This window comes from Pseudocolwellia sp. G5-9 (assembly GCF_055808995.1).
Genome location: NZ_CM147893.1, coordinates 4,054,022 through 4,073,927, shown reverse-complemented (window position 1 = coordinate 4,073,927; position 19,906 = coordinate 4,054,022). Strand labels below are relative to the sequence as shown.

Sequence of the window (19,906 nt, the reverse complement as noted above, 5' to 3'; positions counted from 1 at the left end):
AAACCTACTCGTTGTAAGTATTAATATATTGCCAATCAATTACTCAAATGGACAAAGAAATGTTTAACAAAAACAAAATTGCATTCGCTTGTGGCTTAGCTTTAGTTGCTTCTAGCCCTTTACTGGCTAAAGAAACTTCCAATGATGAACAAGTAGAGAGAATAGAAGTCACTGGGGTAAGAGCCAGTTTGGCCAAAGCGATGGATGTCAAGCGTGAATCAAACGTTTTCGCGGATGCACTTGTGGCAGAAGACATTGGTAAATTTCCTGACTTGAACTTAGCCGAAGCGTTGCAACGTATTCCCGGTATTACAGTAAGCCGCATTGAAGGTGGTGGTCAATCAACTGCGGTTGGTGAAGCCAGTTCAATTAATGTTAGAGGCTTAAGTTCTGAGTTTGTAGGAGTGAGTGTAAATGGCATTCAAACAATTACACCTGCACAAGAGCGGGGATTCAGCTTTAACTTATTGGCTTCAGAGCTTTTTTCTGGCGCAGTGGTCAATAAAAGTTTGACGGCTAAAGATATTGAAGGAGGGTTAGCAGGTACGGTGAAACTTAGCACTTATAAACCGCTTGATTACGATAAGCAGTTAATCAACATAGGTGCGAAAGCAGTTTATAACGATTTAGGTGAAAAGACGGATCCTAAGTTTACTGCTTTATATGTCGATCAATTTAGTGACAACAAATTTGGTATAGCGTTGGGGCTGGCATATTCAGATACCACTAAAACAGAATACATGGCTGATACTTCTACTTGGGTGCCTTTAACCATGTCAATGGGTGCTAATGCTGACCCTGCAAATGGTACGTATACGCAAGAAGAAATTGACGCCATTGCCGATTTATATATTCCACGCGATCCTCGAAATATGGCCAATAACCGCCAACAAAAAAGATTAAATGCTACCTTCACCCTGCAAGGAGAGATCTCTGACAATGTATCAATAACATGGGATGCAATATACGCGAAAACCGATCATACCGGTGAACAGATCCGAAATGATTATCCGATTGAGGGTTACCCTGCGACTTATATTCCTGAAGACTTACAACGTGAAGATCAACGCTTTGTTTCTGGTACTTTTCCTGAACAATCTCATTTTATGCGTGTGTTAGGTTATGAGTATGGCGTAGACACTAACTTGTTTCAAACTAGCTTTAAGCTAGATGCTGACTTAACCGACGCGTTAATGATGACGACGACTCTCGGTTATGCCGATGCTGAAGAAGATTTTTATGATTGGACAGCTGTAGACATCCGAAGTGCAAATACAGCTATATTTTATGAGATGATTGGTGACTTTGTTACCTTCACACCAACAACATCAGGGATGGCTATTGGTGACGTTAATTCTTACAGTATCTTGCAGGAAATTCGCAATCTACCAAGCTTAAACAAAGATAAACAACAAAATATCAATCTTGATTTTAGCTATTTACTAGATTCTGAATTTTTTGAACAAATTGATTTTGGACTGCATTTAAGTGACAGAAAAAAAGGCAGTTCACAGTTTGAAGATAAGAGAAAATCCCCAGATTTCGGTGGCGATATCGCCGACTACTTGATAGTCAAAGATTTCACGGTAGACGGCAGCCCTGCTAGTTACCCAGCGAACATCATCTCAATTGATTACAGCAGATTAGTAGACGATGTTCTGAATACAAATCCTCTTAGTCCACAAATTAAGGCGACAGCCAGTTTTGAGATAGAAGAAAGTACTACTGCTGCCTATGTTATGACTAATTTTGTATTAGGCGATAATATTTCGGGTAATTTGGGTCTGCGTTATGTTGCAACCAACCAAACTTCTAGCGGTACAGGTAAGGATACAGATACAGGCGAATATCCTGTCAGTATCGAAACAGATTACAATGAATTGCTTCCCAGCTTAAATGTGAAATGGGATATTAACCAAGAATTGGTTGCGCGTTTTGCCGCTTATCGTTCATTGACTAGACCAAACCTAACGGATATTGCGCCAGCCATTGACGTTAATTTTGGCACTTTAACCGGCAAATCTGGTAACCCCGATATTAACCCTTTTACCGCGGCTAATTATGACATTGGTTTAGAGTGGTATTTTGCTGAAGGTGCGGCATTTACCGTGGCTTATTTTCAAAAAGAACTAAATGGTTTCGTGGAGTCTGCCACTACTGAAGTTCAACTACCTGATCCAGATGGCAATTTACATGCAGTGTATGTCAGCGCCCCAACAAACGGAAAATCAGCCAAAATATCTGGCTTTGAGATTGGTTTTACTTCGCCATTTAGATTTTTACCTGAGAACTTCCAAGGTGCTGGGATCTCACTTAACGCGACCTTTACCGATAGCTCAGCTGAATTTAATGAGCAAACACAGAGCAGCATTATTCTAGCTTCTCAATTGCCTGGCTTATCAAAAAGTAGTTACAACGCAATTTTGTATTATGACGCTGAGCCAGTTTCGATGAAGCTAGCATATAACTGGCGTACAGATTATTTACTCAATGCTTCAGGTACTGCTGGACAACCACTTTATCGTGATGCCTATGGTCAACTCGATTTTTCAGCCGGTTACGCTATTTCTAAACACCTTCAAATCAGATTAGATGCGCTTAATCTAAGCAACGAGCAAATTCGCTCTTTTACTCAAGATGATAAAACCCGTATTAAAGGTGTATTACAAAGCGGCAGAACCTTTCAGCTGGGCCTTAGCTACAATTTTTAAATCCATTATAAATAGAGCACTGGCCTGTTATTGAGTTAACAGGCCTTTTTAAAGAGATAAAAATGAATAAAATCCTACAAATTGCATTGTTAATTTATCTACAAGTATTCGTTGCAGCCACGACTAGTGCGCAACCCCATGTAGTCTCTACTTTGCAAAACAACTGCCGTGTTGAGCAAATTCTAAAAGTATTAAATCACCCATCAGCTAAACATGTCTTAGTGGCTGCTCACCGAGGGGCCCATCAGCATTCCCCTGAAAATTCATTGTCAGCCATAAAAGATGCGATTGCATTAGGCGTAGATTTTGTCGAACTAGACGTACGACTGAGTAAAGACGGTACATTGGTGCTGATGCATGACGAAACGATTGATCGCACTACCAATGGTCAGGGCGCAGTGGCAAAGATGAGCCTAGCTGAATTAAAACAGGTTAATTTACTGAATAACGATGGCAGCGTGTCGGCACTTAAAATCCCTACTTTAGCTGAAGTGTTTGAAGCTGCTAAAAGGGGCGTTATCACCCATCTTGATTTAAAAGATTACAGTGATAAAACCCTCGCGGCCATCGCCAAGCTAGCAAAATTGGCGGGAATGGATAAGCAACTCTCTTTTTATCACCAACAACCGGCTGTACTGGCGCGAATATTACCCCATTTACCTGACGCCTGGTTAATGCCAATGGCTGAGAGTCCAGAGCAAGCGGATTTGTTAGTAAAAAATGGCTTCAAGATGGTTCATTTACGGCCCTCATATACGTCAGCCAAGCTGAGTGAAAAGCTGAATAAGCAAGGTAGTGCCGTTTGGGTAAATGCTTTAGGCAGACCAGATCAAATAGCGGCGGATGTAGACACAGAAGCTGGATATAACGCTTTTGCTAATGCCAAAGTCAACATTATCCAAACCGATCAACCACAACTGTTAATTGATTATTTAACATCGAAAAGACAACGCAAACTATCAACAGATGATTGCATGCAACAGGAGGTGAAACACCCTTGATAAACATCATTAGAAACAAAATCTCCCTAAAATACTAAAAGGAAAGTGTTATGTTACATAAACGAAAAAGGTGGTTATATACTGCTTTAATCAGCATTTTTACAGTGCAAGGGCTTTTACCTGTGATGGCCTCTATGACGAATGAAGCCGATACCATCGCAAAGCGCTATTACACCACATTAAAAAATGATCCTAAGATGCTGCCTGCACCTCAATCAGGCCCTGGTTTTACCGAGTGGGCAGTGCAGCCTGAAAATGGCCAATGTAATTATGGGCCGGGTAATGCGCAGTTTGATGAAGATAAAATCATTGAATTCATTAACCAAGATAAAAGTACTTGGGATAAACGTTTTGATGACTCCCAGAGCATAGAGGCACACAATGAAAAATGGTTGCTTTCTGCCCATAGAGGAGTACATGGAAAAATATATGAGAATGCTCATGCGGTACCCGAAAATTCCATTCAGGCGATTATCGAAGCCGGTGTGAGAAACTTTGAGTTAATCGAGCTGGATGTGCATATGGACCTAAACAATCAATTGGTATTAATGCACGATTATACTATTGGCCGAACGTCATACATCTCAACAATATACAATTGGGATCCGTTAATTGATCCACCAGTTATTAAAAATGCCAATAACACTTATACAGGGGGCGTATTTACCGTTAATGATATAGGTGGTGGCGGTCTTGGTCATAATTCGAGTGATCTATACACTTATTACCCATCCAAGGAGCTCCCCCCTTACACTTCCACTACCGTATCAAGATCCACTATGAGTAATTTCAATCCCGCACTAATAGATACCTCGATAAGCTATCGGCTAAGAGGATTTTCTCGGGATACACATGCTTTTTCTGTTTCAAACAGTCGTACCGCATATATTACTAATATTTCAACAGCACTCAACTTTATAGGACAACATTATCCGGGTATGGTTGTCGTGTTAGACTTACGCCATCAGGATGAGGTGGCTGCGGCAATTAAAGCAATCGATTCCATTTATAATTGTAAAGGGGTGGCAGCTAAGCATTGGGTTGTATTAAAACCCTTTGCCAATGTTTATCCCGATGGTCTGACGGGGAACGGAAACACCCTTGCCTCACACATTTCTGCTTGGGCCAATTATTATTGGATACCGGTTTTATCAAGCCGTTTACTGTATGGTGTCACACCTGGTTCAGCGACGGTTTATCCTGGCGGTTTGCCTGGCCCGGATACCAATACGATTAACGGTTATCCGGCTCTTACCGACCAGGTCAATAATCAAAATTACCTGCAAAACTGGTTGAGTAATACAACTTCACATACTTCAAAACCTATACCAGCTGTTATTGGTTTTGAAGTAGCCGATACCCAAGGATTACCCACCTATGCTTATAATATCAATAATGGACTAGGGGTGACCTCATGGCGTCCACCGGATGTTCGCCAAATTTCAGAGAATTTTTCGGTCTACACTAACCCATATTGTTATCCATCAACTGGACATTGTGACTATTCTGCTTCTTATCTCTTTAATATTAAGAGTCTGATCGATCTTAAAGGTAACTCGCATTTTGCGCTTGCTAACCAGTATGGTGTTCAGGAAATAGCCAAATGTCTGGATGGTGCATCCTTGGATAACAGCGCTGTGATTGGTTATAACTTTAAGGATGATGGCTTGGGTAAATATGCGGTAACTGTGAGTAATTACGGGTGTTTGGCTGATAAGTTCAAATCGGTACAAATCCTGACTATTGATGATGCAGACCGTGTAATGTTCGCCTTAAGAGAAGAAACAAGAGATGCTATCCTGAATAACTCACTTACAAATTCAATTGCTTTACAGCGCAAATTAATGCCGCTATTGAAATTACAACCCAATCCACCCACGATCGTTTTAGCGAACTAATATAAATTTAACATTTATTAATCAAAGGAAAATACTATGAAAATTAAAATTTTAACTGGCATGCTTTCAGCTCTTATATTGAATAATTCTGCCTTTGCTGACAACTGTCAGTTTAACGGAACAGACAAATTGTACGTTCAAGAAATAAGAACCGGCTCTTCACAATCCAACCATCTCAATCCAGCTCTTAGTATAACGGTATCGCCAGTTAATGACCTAACACAGAGGCATAATCTTAATGCTCACTCTAATGGTTACGATTTGGATGATACTGTAGGTAGAGTATTTGTAACGCAACTCCAAATGGCGATGATAAATGGCAGTATTGTCACAATTGCCAATTATCATGGTAATTGTAGTACCCAAGGCTTTACCGGCGTATATGTGTTTAAATAAGGAGAGTATGTTAGGCCAAAGATAATCATTATTTAAACAAGAGCATGCATTGCTTGCTCTTGTTATTTAAGATTTATCAATGTCAAAAGTATCTGAGGTTAAAGTATCTGGGATCAGGGTCTGAGGTATCCCCACGAAATAAGGTGGTGAGTCATTGTTAAAATAATTTGGAACATTCAAGGTATTTGGTGATCAGATCAATCGCCAAACATCACTAAAGACTAATACCATGAATGAAGTTGTTATTTTGAAGAAATTTCTTACAGCTGTCACGCCTAAAATGCATAAAGTTAGACGAGCGTCATTAACGAGTTGTGTGAGCAGTTTGTTAAATGGAGCTACAGCCAGTGTAACCTCTGACGTAGGATTTCATCTTCAGCATATGAAAAACATCGCATCAAACGAGCCGACCGTTTGTTGTCTAATAAACATATTGTGAATGAACAATTACCTATCTATCGCGTAATCAATACGCAATATGTGAATCCTTCGTCACGCCCTATTATTCTGATTGACTAGTCGGATTTAGATACGCATTAAGGCTGTTTTTTGCTAAGGACTGCAGTGGTTTTTAATGGCAAGTGATTTTTCTAACACACCCATTTTAGCAGATTTAAAGCTTATGTTGTTTTCGAAGGCCGCCAACCCGGCATTTACGACAACTGGGAAGATACTAATAAACAAGTTCACGGTTACTCAGGATGCAAGCATAAAGGTTTCGAAAGCAAGGCTGCCGCTCGAAGAGCCTACAAAAACCACGTCAAGGAAAAGAGTAAAACGCCGCAAAACACGGTTAGTGAAGAGCCATTGAAAACAAAAAGAATGCGAGCTGAAGGTAAATACAATCGACCTCCATGGGATGAATGATTATTTGAAGCGACTTCAAATTGGTTTTAATTCTATAAATTAACTATATCTCAAACACAAAAAAACCGACTCTAGGTCGGCTTAATGTCTCTTGCAAAGAATGGTACCGGAAGACGGACTTGAACCGTCACGCCCGAAGGCAACGGATTTTGAATCCGTCGTGTCTACCAATTCCACCACACCGGCATGAAGGGAAGTAAACGTGAGTTTACAAAGAAATGATCTTTTACGTAAAAGCCTATTTCTTTACAAACTCTTTCTTAACAACTTCTCAATGAAATTATTAAGAGGTCGGCATTATACGAAAAAACACCGTGTTAGCAATAGTTTTTATAAAACAATGTGTTTAGATGTTGTTTATTTAACCGTTAATAAATATCCTCTAAAAAATAATGCGATTTAACAACACACTTTGGTAAACTATTCGAAATATTCAAAGGTGTTCTCATGAATTCAATTAATTATAACGACTTCCCTCGTGCGGGCTTTAGACGCCGCGTTGCCTGTTGGGTATACGATTTTTTAACTGCTGTAGCGGTTTATATGGTTGCTGGACTGATCTCATTCTGTATTTTTATCTTTTTTAACCATTTGGGGTTTATTGATATGGGTGAATATGAGCACTTGATTGATGTACAAGAAAACTCCTTTTTATATAGCAGTTTAATATATCTCTGGAATTTCTTTTGGGTGGCTTTTTTCTTTGTATGGTTTTGGGCGAGAAGTGGTCAAACTATTGGTATGAAAGCATGGCGTTTACGTGTTCAAAATCAAGATGGTTCGCTAATTTCTAAAACAACAGGCATTAAAAGATTGTTACCCACATTAATGGGATTAGGTAATTTGGCCGTTATATTTGATAGAAAAAACAAGTTAAGCTTGCAAGACCGTTTTACACAAACTGAGGTGGTTTTATTACCTATTGAAGTGAGTAGAGCTAAAAACATTTAGCCCTACTTAATGGATATTTAATTTGGTTTTCGCTGCATCAAGTACAGCGCAATACTCACAAATATTATGCTTGGCATCACAGCGCCAAGTATAGGCGGTAATTGATACACTAAACTCATTGAGCCCATCACTTCGTTACTGATATAAAAGAGTATACCTGTTGCAACCCCCATCATTATTCGTGCGCCCATAGAAACAGAACGTAATGGGCCAAAAATAAACGACAATGCCACCAATAACATAACAGCTACAGTAATGGGTTGAACTATTTTTCGCCAAAAGGCGAGCAAGTATCGGCTTGAGTCTTGATCGTTATCTTCCAAATATTGTAAGTAGTCTGACAGGCCACTAATAGATAAAGACTCTGGCGTAATAACACCTAATTTATCGGGTGTTAATGATGAATCCCATGCTTTTGTCGCTAACTTTTCAGATGATATATTGTTATCAGTTACAAAGGTTTCTACTACACCGCTTAACTCCCAAGCATCGGTTTTGTAAAGTGCTCTTTCGGCAGCTAACCAACTAGAAAGTTTAAGTTTGTTATTAAATTTATAAATTTGAATGTTAGTGAGTTCACCGTGTTCTTTAATTTCACCGATATGAACAAAATAGTCACCATCTTTTGCCCAAACACCGTTTTTAGAAGAAACTAAACTACCGCCTGATATGGCTTGTGCTCTTACTTCACGCGCAGCTGCTTCACCTCTTGGTGCTAACCACTCGCCTACTGCCATGCTAATCAATATCATAATAACAGCGCTTTTCATTACTGATTTAATAATATCTAAACGCGACCAGCCCGCAGCCTGCATAACCACTAATTCACTATTACTCGCAAGTGAGCCAATACCAATTAAGCCACCAATCAAAGTTGCCATCGGGAAAAATATTTCGATATCTCTGGGAATAGCATACAACACATAAAGCGCCGCGTGCGATAAGTCATAATTACCACGTCCAACAGCTTTCATTTGTTCTACAAATTTAATAATACCGCTTAAGCTTACAAATACCGCTAATGTAGTCGCGGTAGTCGATGCGATTATTTTACCGATGTATATATCAAGAATTTTCATTATTGAGCTGCTTTTTTACGTGGAAAAGAAGGTAAAAGTGATTTTAATTTTAGTCCTGACGCTCTATTTTGAAGTAATAAAATAACACCTAAAACAAAGGCTAAAAAGTGTACTGGCCATAAACCAATAACATTAGGAATAGCACCGCTTTCAAGTGCTGAACGAGAAGCCGTTAATAATAAGAAATAACTTAAAAATAAGATCAACGCTGGGATCATTTTACCAAACTTGCCCTGTCGTGGATTAACGGTACTCAGTGGCACAGCAATTAATGTAACCACTAAACATACAATAGGAAAAGCCATTCGCCATTGCATTTCAGCACGGTATTCGTTTTGAAACTCTTCATCTTGAGTAATTAATAATTTATCTGTTGGTATAGCACTTAATTTACGACGTTTATGCTCAACTTTTTGATCTTGTATCTGGATATAATATTTGCCAAAAGCGACTTCTCGAAATTCTTTATTTTTAACGTCATTTTGGTATCGAATACCATCGGTTAATACAAGTCGTTGAGAGCCGGTATCTTCTTCTATGACTTGTCCTTGAGCTGCATAAACTAAACTCGAGTTAATTATACTATCAGCGGTATGTTCTTTATCAGGTAATTGAGCAACAAATACTTTTTTTAAAGCACCAGATTCTCGGTCTTTATCATGAATAAATACCACAGCTTTTTCGTTACCTGTTTTTTGAAACCGCCCTGCGGTTAACGAACTTAAACCAGAATCAGCCGCCAAATCTTCTTTAACTTGGTATTCGTATTCAGAAGCAAATGGTGATAAATATAAGGTGAAAGCGCCCGTAACGATTGCGGTGATCAAACCAAGAATAAGCGTAACTCTAACAACATACCATTCGCTCACACCACAGGCATGTAATACCGCCATTTCGTTGTCAGCGTATATCCTGCCATAAGCTAATAAAATCCCTAAAAATAAACTCAAAGGTAAAATCATTCCAGCTAAATCAGGCACCTTTAAACCAATGAAAATCATAACTAAATGACCAGGAATTCCACCTTCAGACGCATCGTCCAAAACACGTACAAATTTGTTACTAATAAATATCGCCATCAGTACAAAAAATACAGCAAGCTGCGTTTTAGCGACTTCTTTTAATAAATAGCGAAAAATAATCACAAATAGATCCTATAAAAACTTAGTTTTTTTCTGACAATCGCACTATTTTTAAGTAAACTGGTTGTTTTCATACTAAATAATAAGTGCACTAGAAGCATAATGTTGTTGAAGCCAGCGACGATTATAGCCTTTAGGCGAATAGATTTAAAAGTAATCTTCCTTATTATTTAATGTTTTAAGCAGTTTAAACGACCATTTTTAATTAAAAATAGCGTTTATAATAGCCAATTAGGAGAACCCATGGAGTTCAGTGTAAAAAGTGGTAGCCCAGAAAAACAACGCAGTGCATGTATTGTAGTTGGTGTATTTGAACCACGTCGTTTATCTGCAATAGCTGAACAACTTGACGAGATAAGCGAAGGTTATATTAGTAATTTGTTACGTAGAGGCGACCTTGAAGGTAAGTCTGGGCAAATGCTATTACTTCATCATGTTCCTAACGTATTAAGTGAACGTGTGTTATTGGTTGGTTGTGGTAAAGAGCGTGAATTAGACGAACGTCAATATCGTCAAATTATCAGTAAAACAATTAACACCTTAAACGAAACTGGTTCAATGGAAGCTGTATGCTTCTTATCTGAGCTGCATGTTAAAGGTCGTGATACTTACTGGAAAGTTCGCCAAGCGATTGAAGCAACTCAAGATTGTTTATACAGCTTTAACAGTTTAAAAACGCGTAAAGCAGAAGCCCGTCGCCCACTACGTAAAATAGTATTTAACGTTCCTACTCGACGTGAACTGCCTCTAGGAGAGCGTGCAGTAGCACATGGTTTAGCGATTGCTGAAGGTATTTCTACCTGTAAAAATGTAGCCAATATGCCACCTAATATTTGTAATCCAGCCTATCTAGCAGAACAAGCACGTATTTTAGATAACGATTACGAAAAAATTACAATAACCGTTGTTGATGAAAAAGAAATGGAAGAACTTGGCATGGGTTCTTACCTTGCCGTTGGTCGCGGTTCAGAAAACGAATCGTTAATGAGCATCATTAAATACAATGGCGCGGGTGATGATTCAGCTCCTGTTGTATTAGTAGGTAAAGGTTTAACTTTTGATAGTGGTGGAATTTCATTAAAACCCGGCGCAGGCATGGATGAAATGAAATACGACATGGGCGGTGCTGCAGGTGTTTTAGGTGCTATGCACTCTCTTGCTGAATTAAACTTACCGATTAATGTTATTGGTGTACTTGCTGGGTGTGAAAACATGCCAGGCAGTAATGCTTATCGACCTGGTGATATATTAACAACTATGTCAGGCCAAACCGTTGAAGTATTAAATACCGATGCTGAAGGCCGTTTAGTATTATGTGACGCCTTAACTTACGTTGAACGTTTTGACCCAGAAGCCGTTATTGATGTTGCGACATTAACAGGTGCTTGTGTTGTGGCTTTAGGTAAAAATGCAACAGGATTAATGAGTACACATAATCCGTTAGCTCACGAACTACTTAACGCTTCAGAGCAAAGTGGCGATAGAGCATGGCGCTTACCTTTATGGGAAGAATATTACGAACAACTTGAAAGCCCTTTTGCAGATTTAGCCAATATAGGCGGCAAAGGTGCGGGTGCTATTACTGCAGGTTGTTTCTTATCTCGCTTTACTAAAAAATACCACTGGGCACATTTAGACATTGCTGGTACAGCATGGCGCAGCGGCGGTAAAGACAAAGGCTCAACAGGCAGACCTGTAAGTATGCTAACGCAATATTTATTAAATAAATCAGGTACAGAACAAGGTGAATAAACCTAAAGCTAGTTGTTGAATACGGCTAGCTTTACTTAAGGTTATTATTTAACAGCTATTCGGTAATTTAAATGCAAACAAAAGTCATGTTTTATGTGCTTCCCGAAGTAGAAAACACTTCTAAAGAGCCAGTACATAACGATACAACTGTTGATATCGAGTCAAACTCGTTAATTCATCAAGCCTGTTTGCAAGCTGCCTATTTTTACAGACAAAACCAAAAAGTGTTTATTTATACGCAAGATCAAGCACAAGCTCATAATATTGACGAAATGTTATGGGCTTTTGAGCCTCATTCATTTGTGGCTCATAATTTAGTCGGTGAAGGCCCAAGAGGTGGTTCTCCAGTTGAAATTAGCTGGCAAAATCCAACAACTAGGCGCCCTGTTCTTATTAACTTAACCACTACAGTGCCTAATTTTACGAATAATTTTTCAACGGTAGTTGATTTTGTACCAACAAACGAATTATTAAAGCAGCAAGCTCGAGACAGATACAGAACTTGTAAGCAATGGGGATTTTTAGTTGAAAGCCAACCAGCCCCTGTTATTACTTAAATTAATACTTAACTCGATGTTTAACTAAAGCGAGTTATAAGACACTCTTCTTACGGAAATTCTGATGGAAAAAACATTTACTCCTTCTGACATTGAACAATCCCTTTATAAAAGTTGGGAAGACCAAGGTTACTTTAGCCCTACAGGCGAAGGTGACGGCTACTGTATTGCTATTCCACCACCGAATGTGACGGGTAGCTTGCACATGGGTCATGCATTTCAACAAACCATAATGGATACGTTAATTCGTTATCAGCGTATGCAAGGCAAAAATACCCTTTGGCAAACGGGTTGTGACCATGCAGGTATCGCAACACAAATGGTAGTTGAACGTAAAATAGCGGCAGAAGAAGACAAAACACGCCACGATTACGGGCGCGAAGCCTTCATCGACAAAGTCTGGGAATGGAAAGAAGAATCTGGCGGCACTATTGGTAAGCAAATGCGCCGTTTAGGTAATTCTATCGATTGGTCACGCGAACGTTTCACTATGGACGATGGTATGTCTGAAGCCGTACAAGAAGTTTTTGTACGATTATTTGAAGATGACTTGATTTACCGTGGTAAAAGACTCGTTAACTGGGATCCTAAATTCCATACGGCTATTTCAGATCTTGAAGTTGAGAATAAAGATAAAAAAGGCCATATGTGGTACTTACGTTACCCATTAGCCAACGGCGAAAAAACTGCCGAGGGTAAAGACTACTTAGTTGTAGCGACTACTCGACCAGAAACTGTTCTTGGTGATACTGGCGTAGCTGTTAACCCTAAAGACGAACGCTATAAAGATCTTATCGGTAAGCATATTTTATTACCGTTAGTTAATCGTTTAATTCCTATTGTTGGCGATGATCATGCTGACATGGAAAAAGGCACGGGTTGTGTAAAAATAACGCCAGCTCACGACTTTAACGATAATGAAGTAGGTAAACGTCATAACCTACCACTTATCAATATATTAAATAAAAATGCAGAAATTTTAGCAGAAGCTGAAGTTTATAACGGAACGGGCGAAGTAAGCGATGCTTACGATACTGCTTTACCCGCTGAATTTGCAGGCTTAGACCGTTTTGTTGCACGTAAAGCCATTGTTGAAAAGTTTGATGAACTAGGCTTATTAGTAGAAGTTAAAGAGCACGATTTAGTGGCCCCATATGGCGATCGTTCTGGTGTAATTATTGAACCACTATTAACTGACCAATGGTACGTAAGAGCCGGACCTTTAGCTGAACCTGCAGTAGATGCGGTTAAGTCAGGTGAAATTGAGTTTGTGCCTAAACAATACGAAAACATGTACTTTTCTTGGATGAAAGACATTCAAGACTGGTGTATCTCTCGTCAACTTTGGTGGGGACATAGAATTCCAGCTTGGTATGACGAAAACGAAAATGTATATGTTGGCAGAACAGAAGAAGAAGTAAGAGCTAAACACAACATTCCAGCAGATATCAGCTTAAAACAAGACAACGACGTACTTGATACATGGTTCTCATCTGCGTTATGGACCTTCTCTACATTAGGTTGGCCAAAAAACACTGAAGACTTAAAAAACTTCCACTCAACAGATGTGTTAGTTACAGGCTTTGATATTATTTTCTTCTGGGTTGCTCGTATGATCATGATGACCATGCACTTCAACAAAGATGAAAGTGGCAAACCACAAGTTCCATTTAAAAAAGTGTATGTTACCGGCCTTATTCGCGATGAAAATGGCGATAAAATGAGTAAATCTAAAGGTAATGTTATTGATCCTTTAGACATGATTGATGGTATTTCTTTAGATGAATTATTAGAGAAACGTACTGGCAACATGATGCAACCTAAGTTAGCCGCTAAAATAGCTAAGCTAACCAAAAAAGAATTTCCTAATGGTATTGAAGCACATGGTACTGACGCGTTACGTTTTACCTTAACCTCTGTTGCAACTACTGGTCGCGATATTAGCTGGGACATGAAACGCCTTGAAGGTTACCGTAATTTCACTAACAAATTATGGAACGCCAGCCGTTATGTATTAATGAATACCGAAGAGCATGACTGTGGTAAAGACAGTAATGCGGAAATGGAGTTTTCATTAGCCGATCGTTGGATCTTAGGTCAATTTCAACAAACGGTTAAAACGGTACATGAAGCCTTTGAAACCTTTAGATTTGATTTAGCATCACAAGCGCTATACGAATTCACATGGAATCAATTCTGTGATTGGTATTTAGAGCTCACTAAGCCTGTATTTTTCAAAGGAAACGAAGCCCAGCAGCGTGCAACTCGTCATACTTTAGTTAATGTACTGGAAAGCTTATTACGTTTAATGCATCCAATAATGCCTTATATTACTGAAACTATTTGGCAACGTGTTGTGCCATTAACTAACTTTATCGAAAATAACGGTAGTCAATTAGGTAATAGCATTATGGTTCAGTCATTCCCTGTGTTTGATGAAAACCTATGCGATCAACAAGCGATAGATGACTTAGAGTGGGTTAAACAGTTCATTGTTGCTATTCGTAATATTCGTGGCGAAATGGACATTTCACCAAGTAAGTCATTACCTGTGTTAGTTAAAAACGTAAGTGCAAATGATCAACGTCGTATCGATGAAAATCAGCAGTTCTTAAGTGCATTGGCAAAATTAGAAAGCATTACTGTATTGACTGACAATGACGAAGCCCCTTTATCTGCTACTGCGGTTGTTGGTGATTTATCTGTTCTTATTCCAATGGCAGGTTTAATTGATAAAGATGCTGAAATAGCACGCTTAACTAAATCAATTGAGAAGCTGAACAAAGAAGCGGATAAAACAAGAAGTAAATTAAGTAATGAGAAATTTGTTGGTAAAGCCCCAGAAGCTGTTATCAATAAAGAAAAAGCTAAATTAGCTGAAGCTGAGTCAGCACTTGAAAAGCTTCAAGAACAAGTTACTCAAATCGAAGCGTTATAAACGTACACAACTCTATACGTTTTTGTAAAAAAGTTGTTAAAAGCCAGCATCTTAGCTGGCTTTTTTTTGTCATAAAAAAGTAAAGATTAATGGGAACCTTTGTGATAACATGTTGTCGCGTTGAGTTTTTGCGTTTCGGAAGAAGGAAAGGTTAGCTAGTAATAGTTGATTGTCCTAAACGCTTTTATTGTGTTATTGGAAACCTTTCTCTGTCTGTACTTTGAGGTAGAGAGCATTTACTCCGTATGTAGCCATTTGGCTGTTTTTAAACTATTTTTTGTGAGAAATGTAAGTATGTCTGACTCAGTAACAGGTAAAGTAAAATTCTTTAATGAATCTAAAGGATTCGGTTTCATTGAGCAAGAAAACGGCCCTGACGTTTTTGTTCATTTTAGCGCTATCCAAGGTGACGGTTTCCGCACTTTAACTGATGGCCAAGCAGTATCTTTTACAGTTAAACAAGGCCAAAAAGGCCCTGAAGCTGAAAACGTAACAGCTCTTTAAGTTAAACACTTAAAACAAATTCGAAAAAGGTGAATCAGAAATGATTCACCTTTTTTATTTGTTCCTCCTCATCAAATTACTTCGTCTAATAACAATCTATACCCGTTACCAATCAAATTATCTAACAATACGAAACATCATATACAAACAACAGAGTTTACATATAGAATGAATTAATAAAATCCATATAAAGAATTCAGCATGAAATATTTCTTCAAAATATTTTTAATGTATGTGTTTATGATAATGTTCAGCTTTGGCTGTACTTCCATACAAAAGCCATCTACATCAAAATCATTCATAAAAGCGCCCTCTATTGAACAAGCTAAACGAATTGTGTTTCTTGGAGACAGTATTACTTTTCAAGGCGGTATGGTTGTTAATACGGAGTTATGGTTAAAAAAGCTCTATCCGAACAAAGTATTCGAAATTATTAATGTCGGTTTACCAAGCGAAACGATTACAGGGTTAAGCGAAGCAGGACATGCAAACGGTACATTTCCTCGCCCGTATGTGCATGACCGTTTAATATCAGTTTTAGATAAAACACAACCTGATCTTATTATTGCTATGTATGGTATTAACTGTGGTATATACCAGTCGTTTAACGACAAAAAAGATAAACGCTTCCAACAAGGTTATTTAGCGTTAAACAAAGCCATTAGCGAACGCAATATTCCTGCAGTTTATATAACCCCGCCTATGTATGACCATCAAAAAGGGAGCATAGATGCCCTTGATTATAATGATAAAGTCTTAAGATCTTTTTCTAATTGGTTATTACAAAAAAGAGTAGATGGTTGGCATGTGATTGACCTATACAACGAAATGAACAGGCAAATTATAACGTTAAGAAAAGACCAACCTGATTATTTTTATCAACATGACGGTATTCATATGATTGACGAAGGATACTGGTTTTTAACTGACTTAATTATGAATTATTTTGAGCCCGAAAAAATTATAATGAATCAACAACATATTTCTAACTCACTATCTTTAGCTGAAACCTTAAGTAAATCACCACAAAAATTACTTACACTAACAAACAAAAAAATGCAGTTAACTCGAGATGCGTGGTTAACTTATACAGGACACACACGCCCTAAACTTCCTGTTGGTTTACCCATGAATCAATACAAAATAGAACTTAAAGCACTTGAAAAACAAATAACGAAAATTTTAGATAAGTAGCCTAAATTGAGATTAAACCGTTATTCATTAAAACTCAGAAAGCCTTTACCAAGTAGATGCATACTCAAAATGCGTTTTTACTTGGTAATAGGCATAGAAGCATTAATAACATCAACTAAAGCTTCGATATGAAGTTCGTCATCATTGAGTGCAGGAATGTAGTGGTAAGTTTCACCGCCAGCGTCTATAAAAACAGCTCGGTTTTCATGCTCTAACTCTTCTAATGTTTCTAAGCAGTCAGCACTAAAAGCAGGACTCATTATGGCAACATGCTTATGGCCTTCTTTAGCTAGTTTTTCTAAAGTTACATCAGTGTACGGCTGTAGCCATTCAGCTTTACCAAAACGCGATTGAAAGGTCATTACAAAGTCATCTTTATCAAAACCTAAAGACTCTGTTAATAAACGCGTGGTCATACTACAAAAACAATAATAAGGGTCGCCCTGCTCTAAAAAGTATTTAGGCATACCATGAAATGAAAGTATGAGCTTATCGGGTTTACCGTATAATTTAATATGCTCAGTTACGCTATGTTTAAGCGCTTGAATATATTTAGGATTGTCGTGGTATCCGCTAATAAAACGTAAACTTGGGATCCAACGCCACTTTTGAAGTGTTTTAACAACGGCATCAAATGTTGAGGCTGTTGTAGGGCCTGCATATTGAGGATATAAAGGTAATACAATAATATCGTTAACACCTGATTGCTGCATCGTATTTAAGGCATTTTCAATTGAGGGATTACCATATCGCATAGCCAAAGCAACGGTTACCTTGTCGCCATATTTTTCTGTTAACGCATTTTCAATTTTACTTTTTTGTTTTTCGCTGATCACCATAAGTGGTGAGCCTTGCTCTGTCCAAATACTTTTATACAAAGCGGCGGATTTTTTAGGTCGAATACGTAAAATGATACCGTGTAGAATAATCATCCATAATATTCTAGGTATTTCTACTACACGAGGATCAGATAAAAACTCCCTTAAATAAGTTCTTAATGCTGAAGCTGTTGGCGCTTCAGGTGTACCTAAATTAGTCACTAGCACACCTATTTTCGCTTTCTTATCGTGAAGTTCTTTACTGCGGCCTAAAAATCTCGACATAATATTTATCTAAACACTCGTTAAGGAACAATGGTATCAATCAATAATGATACGGGTTCGGTTGATAACACATCAGTATTTAGCCGTTCCGCTTTAAAGTCGCCAGATTTAGTACCCACACTGCCACTAGCAGAAATTACCGCGTAAATATTAACGGCAGGAACATCACTAATTTTAGCTTGTGGCGACATTGCTTTACTGTCGTTTAGCACAACAGTTACAGGTAAATCACTTGCTTTCATTTTAACCGCGGCAACAGGCATTCTGCCATGTTTAGCATCTGATGATACTGCGTAGATAAATACGACCTTATCTTCACCTTGGATCAGTTGTTCTTTAATATTTTCACTTATATCAACATTAACTGTTAACTGTGGCCCTGTATCAGTTTGATCGTTATTTGTTGAAACAGGATGACTTTGTTCCATACCTTGTCCATTAGCGGCTTGTAATAACCTGTTTTTAGCTTCAGCTACCGCCTCACTAAGCGCTTGTGTATTTACATTCGGTTTACCGGCATTAATAACCGTTTCCCAATGTTTAATCGCTATTGCATAATTTTGCTTCATAAAATTATGCATACCCATGAGTATATTGGTTGAAGCATCAGCAGGATTTAATGCTAGCGCTTTATCAATAAACTCTTGCACATCACTTGAGATAGTTTGATTGTCTTTATAGTAGTAAGCTTGAGCTTTAGCACCATATAACTCAGCAGATTCACCTTCAATGCGAATAACTTGATCAAACGACTCTATCGCTTTGTCGAATTCACCAATATTGATAAAGGCTTGACCTAAGCCATACCAAGCGTCTGAATTATCAGGTTCGTTTACTGTTAAATCGATCAGGGATTTGATTTGAGCAATTATTTGTTGTGCTTGATCTTGCTCGCTCATTTCAGCACCAGCATGTTGGTTACTGTTTAATGGCTGACTCAGTTGCTCGTAAGCGCCATTATGGTTGTACATAACAAAACTAAAGGTCAAAACAAAGAGTGTTAATATTATTGGCCAAATAACCGAAATAGTTTTGCTTTCAATCACGTCTTCAGCTGAAGCTTTCTTATTTTCTTCTATATCTTGTAATAAGCTTTTATCTAATTCTGCAATTAAGTATTGGTAATTTTCATCATCAATACTGCCTTGTTTAAAATCGTTTTCAATTTCAGCTTTATGTTCGTGATATAACCTAACATTAGTATCGTCACGTTGTGAGTTATTGACAATAGTCACGTTGTTATTTTGTTTAATAAAATGCCACCAAATAACAACGAGTATAAGGAGAAGAAAAGCAACAATTAATATAATGAGTTCTGGCATGAATTTATTTGTCTTTTAGTATGTTATCAAGTTTGCTTTGCTGTTCAGTAGAAAGTGTTTTTTCAACTGTAGCTTGCGGCTTTTTACGAATAATCATCACTACAACTATTACACCAATAAGTAATAATAGCGCAGGACCAAACCATAAAATATACGTAAGGCTGTTCACTCTCGGGCGATATAATACAAAGTCGCCATATCGAGCTACCATAAAATTAACAATTTCACTGTCTGCTTTTCCTTGCTCAAGTAAATCATAAACTTCTCTACGCAAATCAGCTGCAATAGGTGAGTTAGAGTCAGCTAAATTCTGATTTTGACATTTAGGACATCTCAACTCTTTGGTTAAATCGTTGAAACGTATTTTAGTCACTTCATCTTTAAATTCGTATGTATCAACAGGGCTAGCATGCACAATAGAAGTTGTTATAAAAGCACAAGTTAATGTAATGCTTAAAACTAATGAGGCTAAAAATTTGGTGATCATAATA

General features: G+C 38.1%; 15 protein-coding genes, 1 tRNA gene and 1 pseudogene. 11 read left to right on the top strand and 6 right to left on the bottom strand.

Features of this window, described 5'->3' with window-relative positions:
* The first annotated feature begins 59 nt into the window (after positions 1-59).
* From AC0L5Q_RS17665 to AC0L5Q_RS17645, 5 genes and pseudogenes are all read left to right on the top strand, one after another.
* The gene (locus AC0L5Q_RS17665) at positions 60-2,711 is read left to right on the top strand and encodes a TonB-dependent receptor (protein WP_473612343.1); all 2,652 of its coding nucleotides are present in this window, start codon (positions 60-62) and stop codon (positions 2,709-2,711) included.
* A gap of 62 nt (positions 2,712-2,773) precedes the next feature.
* Positions 2,774-3,712, top strand: a complete 939-nt coding sequence (locus tag AC0L5Q_RS17660) for a glycerophosphodiester phosphodiesterase family protein (protein ID WP_473612339.1) — start codon at positions 2,774-2,776, stop codon at positions 3,710-3,712.
* Positions 3,713-3,762: 50 nt separating this feature from the next.
* The gene (locus tag AC0L5Q_RS17655; protein ID WP_473612336.1) at positions 3,763-5,610 is read left to right on the top strand and encodes a glycerophosphodiester phosphodiesterase family protein; all 1,848 of its coding nucleotides are present in this window, start codon (positions 3,763-3,765) and stop codon (positions 5,608-5,610) included.
* 36 nt (positions 5,611-5,646) lie between these two features.
* On the top strand, positions 5,647-6,006 hold the full coding sequence (locus AC0L5Q_RS17650) for a hypothetical protein (RefSeq protein ID WP_473612332.1): 360 nt from the start codon (positions 5,647-5,649) through the stop codon (positions 6,004-6,006).
* A 627-nt stretch (positions 6,007-6,633) separates the two neighbouring features.
* Positions 6,634-6,873 (top strand): annotated as a pseudogene (locus AC0L5Q_RS17645) (RNase H1/viroplasmin domain-containing protein); the annotation flags it as partial.
* Positions 6,874-6,974: 101 nt separating this feature from the next.
* Here the strand turns inward: AC0L5Q_RS17645 and AC0L5Q_RS17640 are convergent.
* A tRNA-Leu gene (locus AC0L5Q_RS17640) sits at positions 6,975-7,059 on the bottom strand.
* Positions 7,060-7,320: 261 nt separating this feature from the next.
* Here AC0L5Q_RS17640 and AC0L5Q_RS17635 point away from each other — a divergent pair.
* Positions 7,321-7,824 carry an RDD family protein gene (locus AC0L5Q_RS17635; protein WP_473612328.1) on the top strand — a complete coding sequence of 168 codons (504 nt, stop codon included), beginning with the start codon at positions 7,321-7,323 and terminating at the stop codon, positions 7,822-7,824.
* Between the two features lie 17 nt (positions 7,825-7,841).
* Here AC0L5Q_RS17635 and lptG read toward each other — a convergent pair whose 3' ends face one another.
* Both lptG and lptF read right to left on the bottom strand, forming a co-directional pair.
* Positions 7,842-8,906 carry an LPS export ABC transporter permease LptG gene (lptG, locus tag AC0L5Q_RS17630; protein WP_473618329.1) on the bottom strand — a complete coding sequence of 355 codons (1,065 nt, stop codon included), beginning with the start codon at positions 8,904-8,906 and terminating at the stop codon, positions 7,842-7,844.
* On the bottom strand, positions 8,903-10,048 hold the full coding sequence (gene lptF / locus AC0L5Q_RS17625; protein ID WP_473612325.1) for an LPS export ABC transporter permease LptF: 1,146 nt from the start codon (positions 10,046-10,048) through the stop codon (positions 8,903-8,905). Before lptF ends, lptG begins: the two co-directional genes overlap by 4 nt.
* Positions 10,049-10,288: 240 nt before the next feature.
* Here lptF and pepA point away from each other — a divergent pair, with 240 nt between their 5' ends.
* The 5 genes from pepA to AC0L5Q_RS17600 all read left to right on the top strand — a co-directional run bounded on the left by pepA (position 10,289) and on the right by AC0L5Q_RS17600 (position 16,990).
* Positions 10,289-11,797: a leucyl aminopeptidase gene (gene pepA, locus AC0L5Q_RS17620; RefSeq protein WP_473612321.1), complete on the top strand. Its 1,509-nt coding sequence runs from the start codon at positions 10,289-10,291 to the stop codon at positions 11,795-11,797.
* A 71-nt stretch (positions 11,798-11,868) separates the two neighbouring features.
* Positions 11,869-12,354 carry a DNA polymerase III subunit chi gene (locus tag AC0L5Q_RS17615; RefSeq protein WP_473612317.1) on the top strand — a complete coding sequence of 162 codons (486 nt, stop codon included), beginning with the start codon at positions 11,869-11,871 and terminating at the stop codon, positions 12,352-12,354.
* 64 nt (positions 12,355-12,418) lie between these two features.
* A complete protein-coding gene (locus AC0L5Q_RS17610; RefSeq protein ID WP_473612314.1) occupies positions 12,419-15,292 on the top strand; it encodes a valine--tRNA ligase in 2,874 nt (957 codons plus the stop codon).
* A 294-nt stretch (positions 15,293-15,586) separates the two neighbouring features.
* Positions 15,587-15,796 carry a cold-shock protein gene (locus AC0L5Q_RS17605; RefSeq protein WP_077341370.1) on the top strand — a complete coding sequence of 70 codons (210 nt, stop codon included), beginning with the start codon at positions 15,587-15,589 and terminating at the stop codon, positions 15,794-15,796.
* Between the two features lie 201 nt (positions 15,797-15,997).
* Entirely contained in the window at positions 15,998-16,990 is a 993-nt protein-coding gene (locus AC0L5Q_RS17600; RefSeq protein WP_473612309.1) for a GDSL-type esterase/lipase family protein, read from the top strand.
* 77 nt (positions 16,991-17,067) lie between these two features.
* Here the strand turns inward: AC0L5Q_RS17600 and hemH are convergent, their stop codons facing one another.
* From hemH to AC0L5Q_RS17585, 3 genes are read right to left on the bottom strand one after another with little or no spacing between them, the layout of a single operon-like run.
* Complete coding sequence (hemH, locus tag AC0L5Q_RS17595) at positions 17,068-18,093, bottom strand: ferrochelatase (RefSeq protein ID WP_473612305.1); 1,026 nt, start codon at positions 18,091-18,093, stop codon at positions 17,068-17,070.
* A gap of 20 nt (positions 18,094-18,113) precedes the next feature.
* Positions 18,114-19,415, bottom strand: a complete 1,302-nt coding sequence (ccmI, locus tag AC0L5Q_RS17590) for a c-type cytochrome biogenesis protein CcmI (protein WP_473612302.1) — start codon at positions 19,413-19,415, stop codon at positions 18,114-18,116.
* A gap of 4 nt (positions 19,416-19,419) precedes the next feature.
* The gene (locus tag AC0L5Q_RS17585) at positions 19,420-19,902 is read right to left on the bottom strand and encodes a cytochrome c-type biogenesis protein (protein WP_473612299.1); all 483 of its coding nucleotides are present in this window, start codon (positions 19,900-19,902) and stop codon (positions 19,420-19,422) included.
* Positions 19,903-19,906 lie beyond the last annotated feature (4 nt).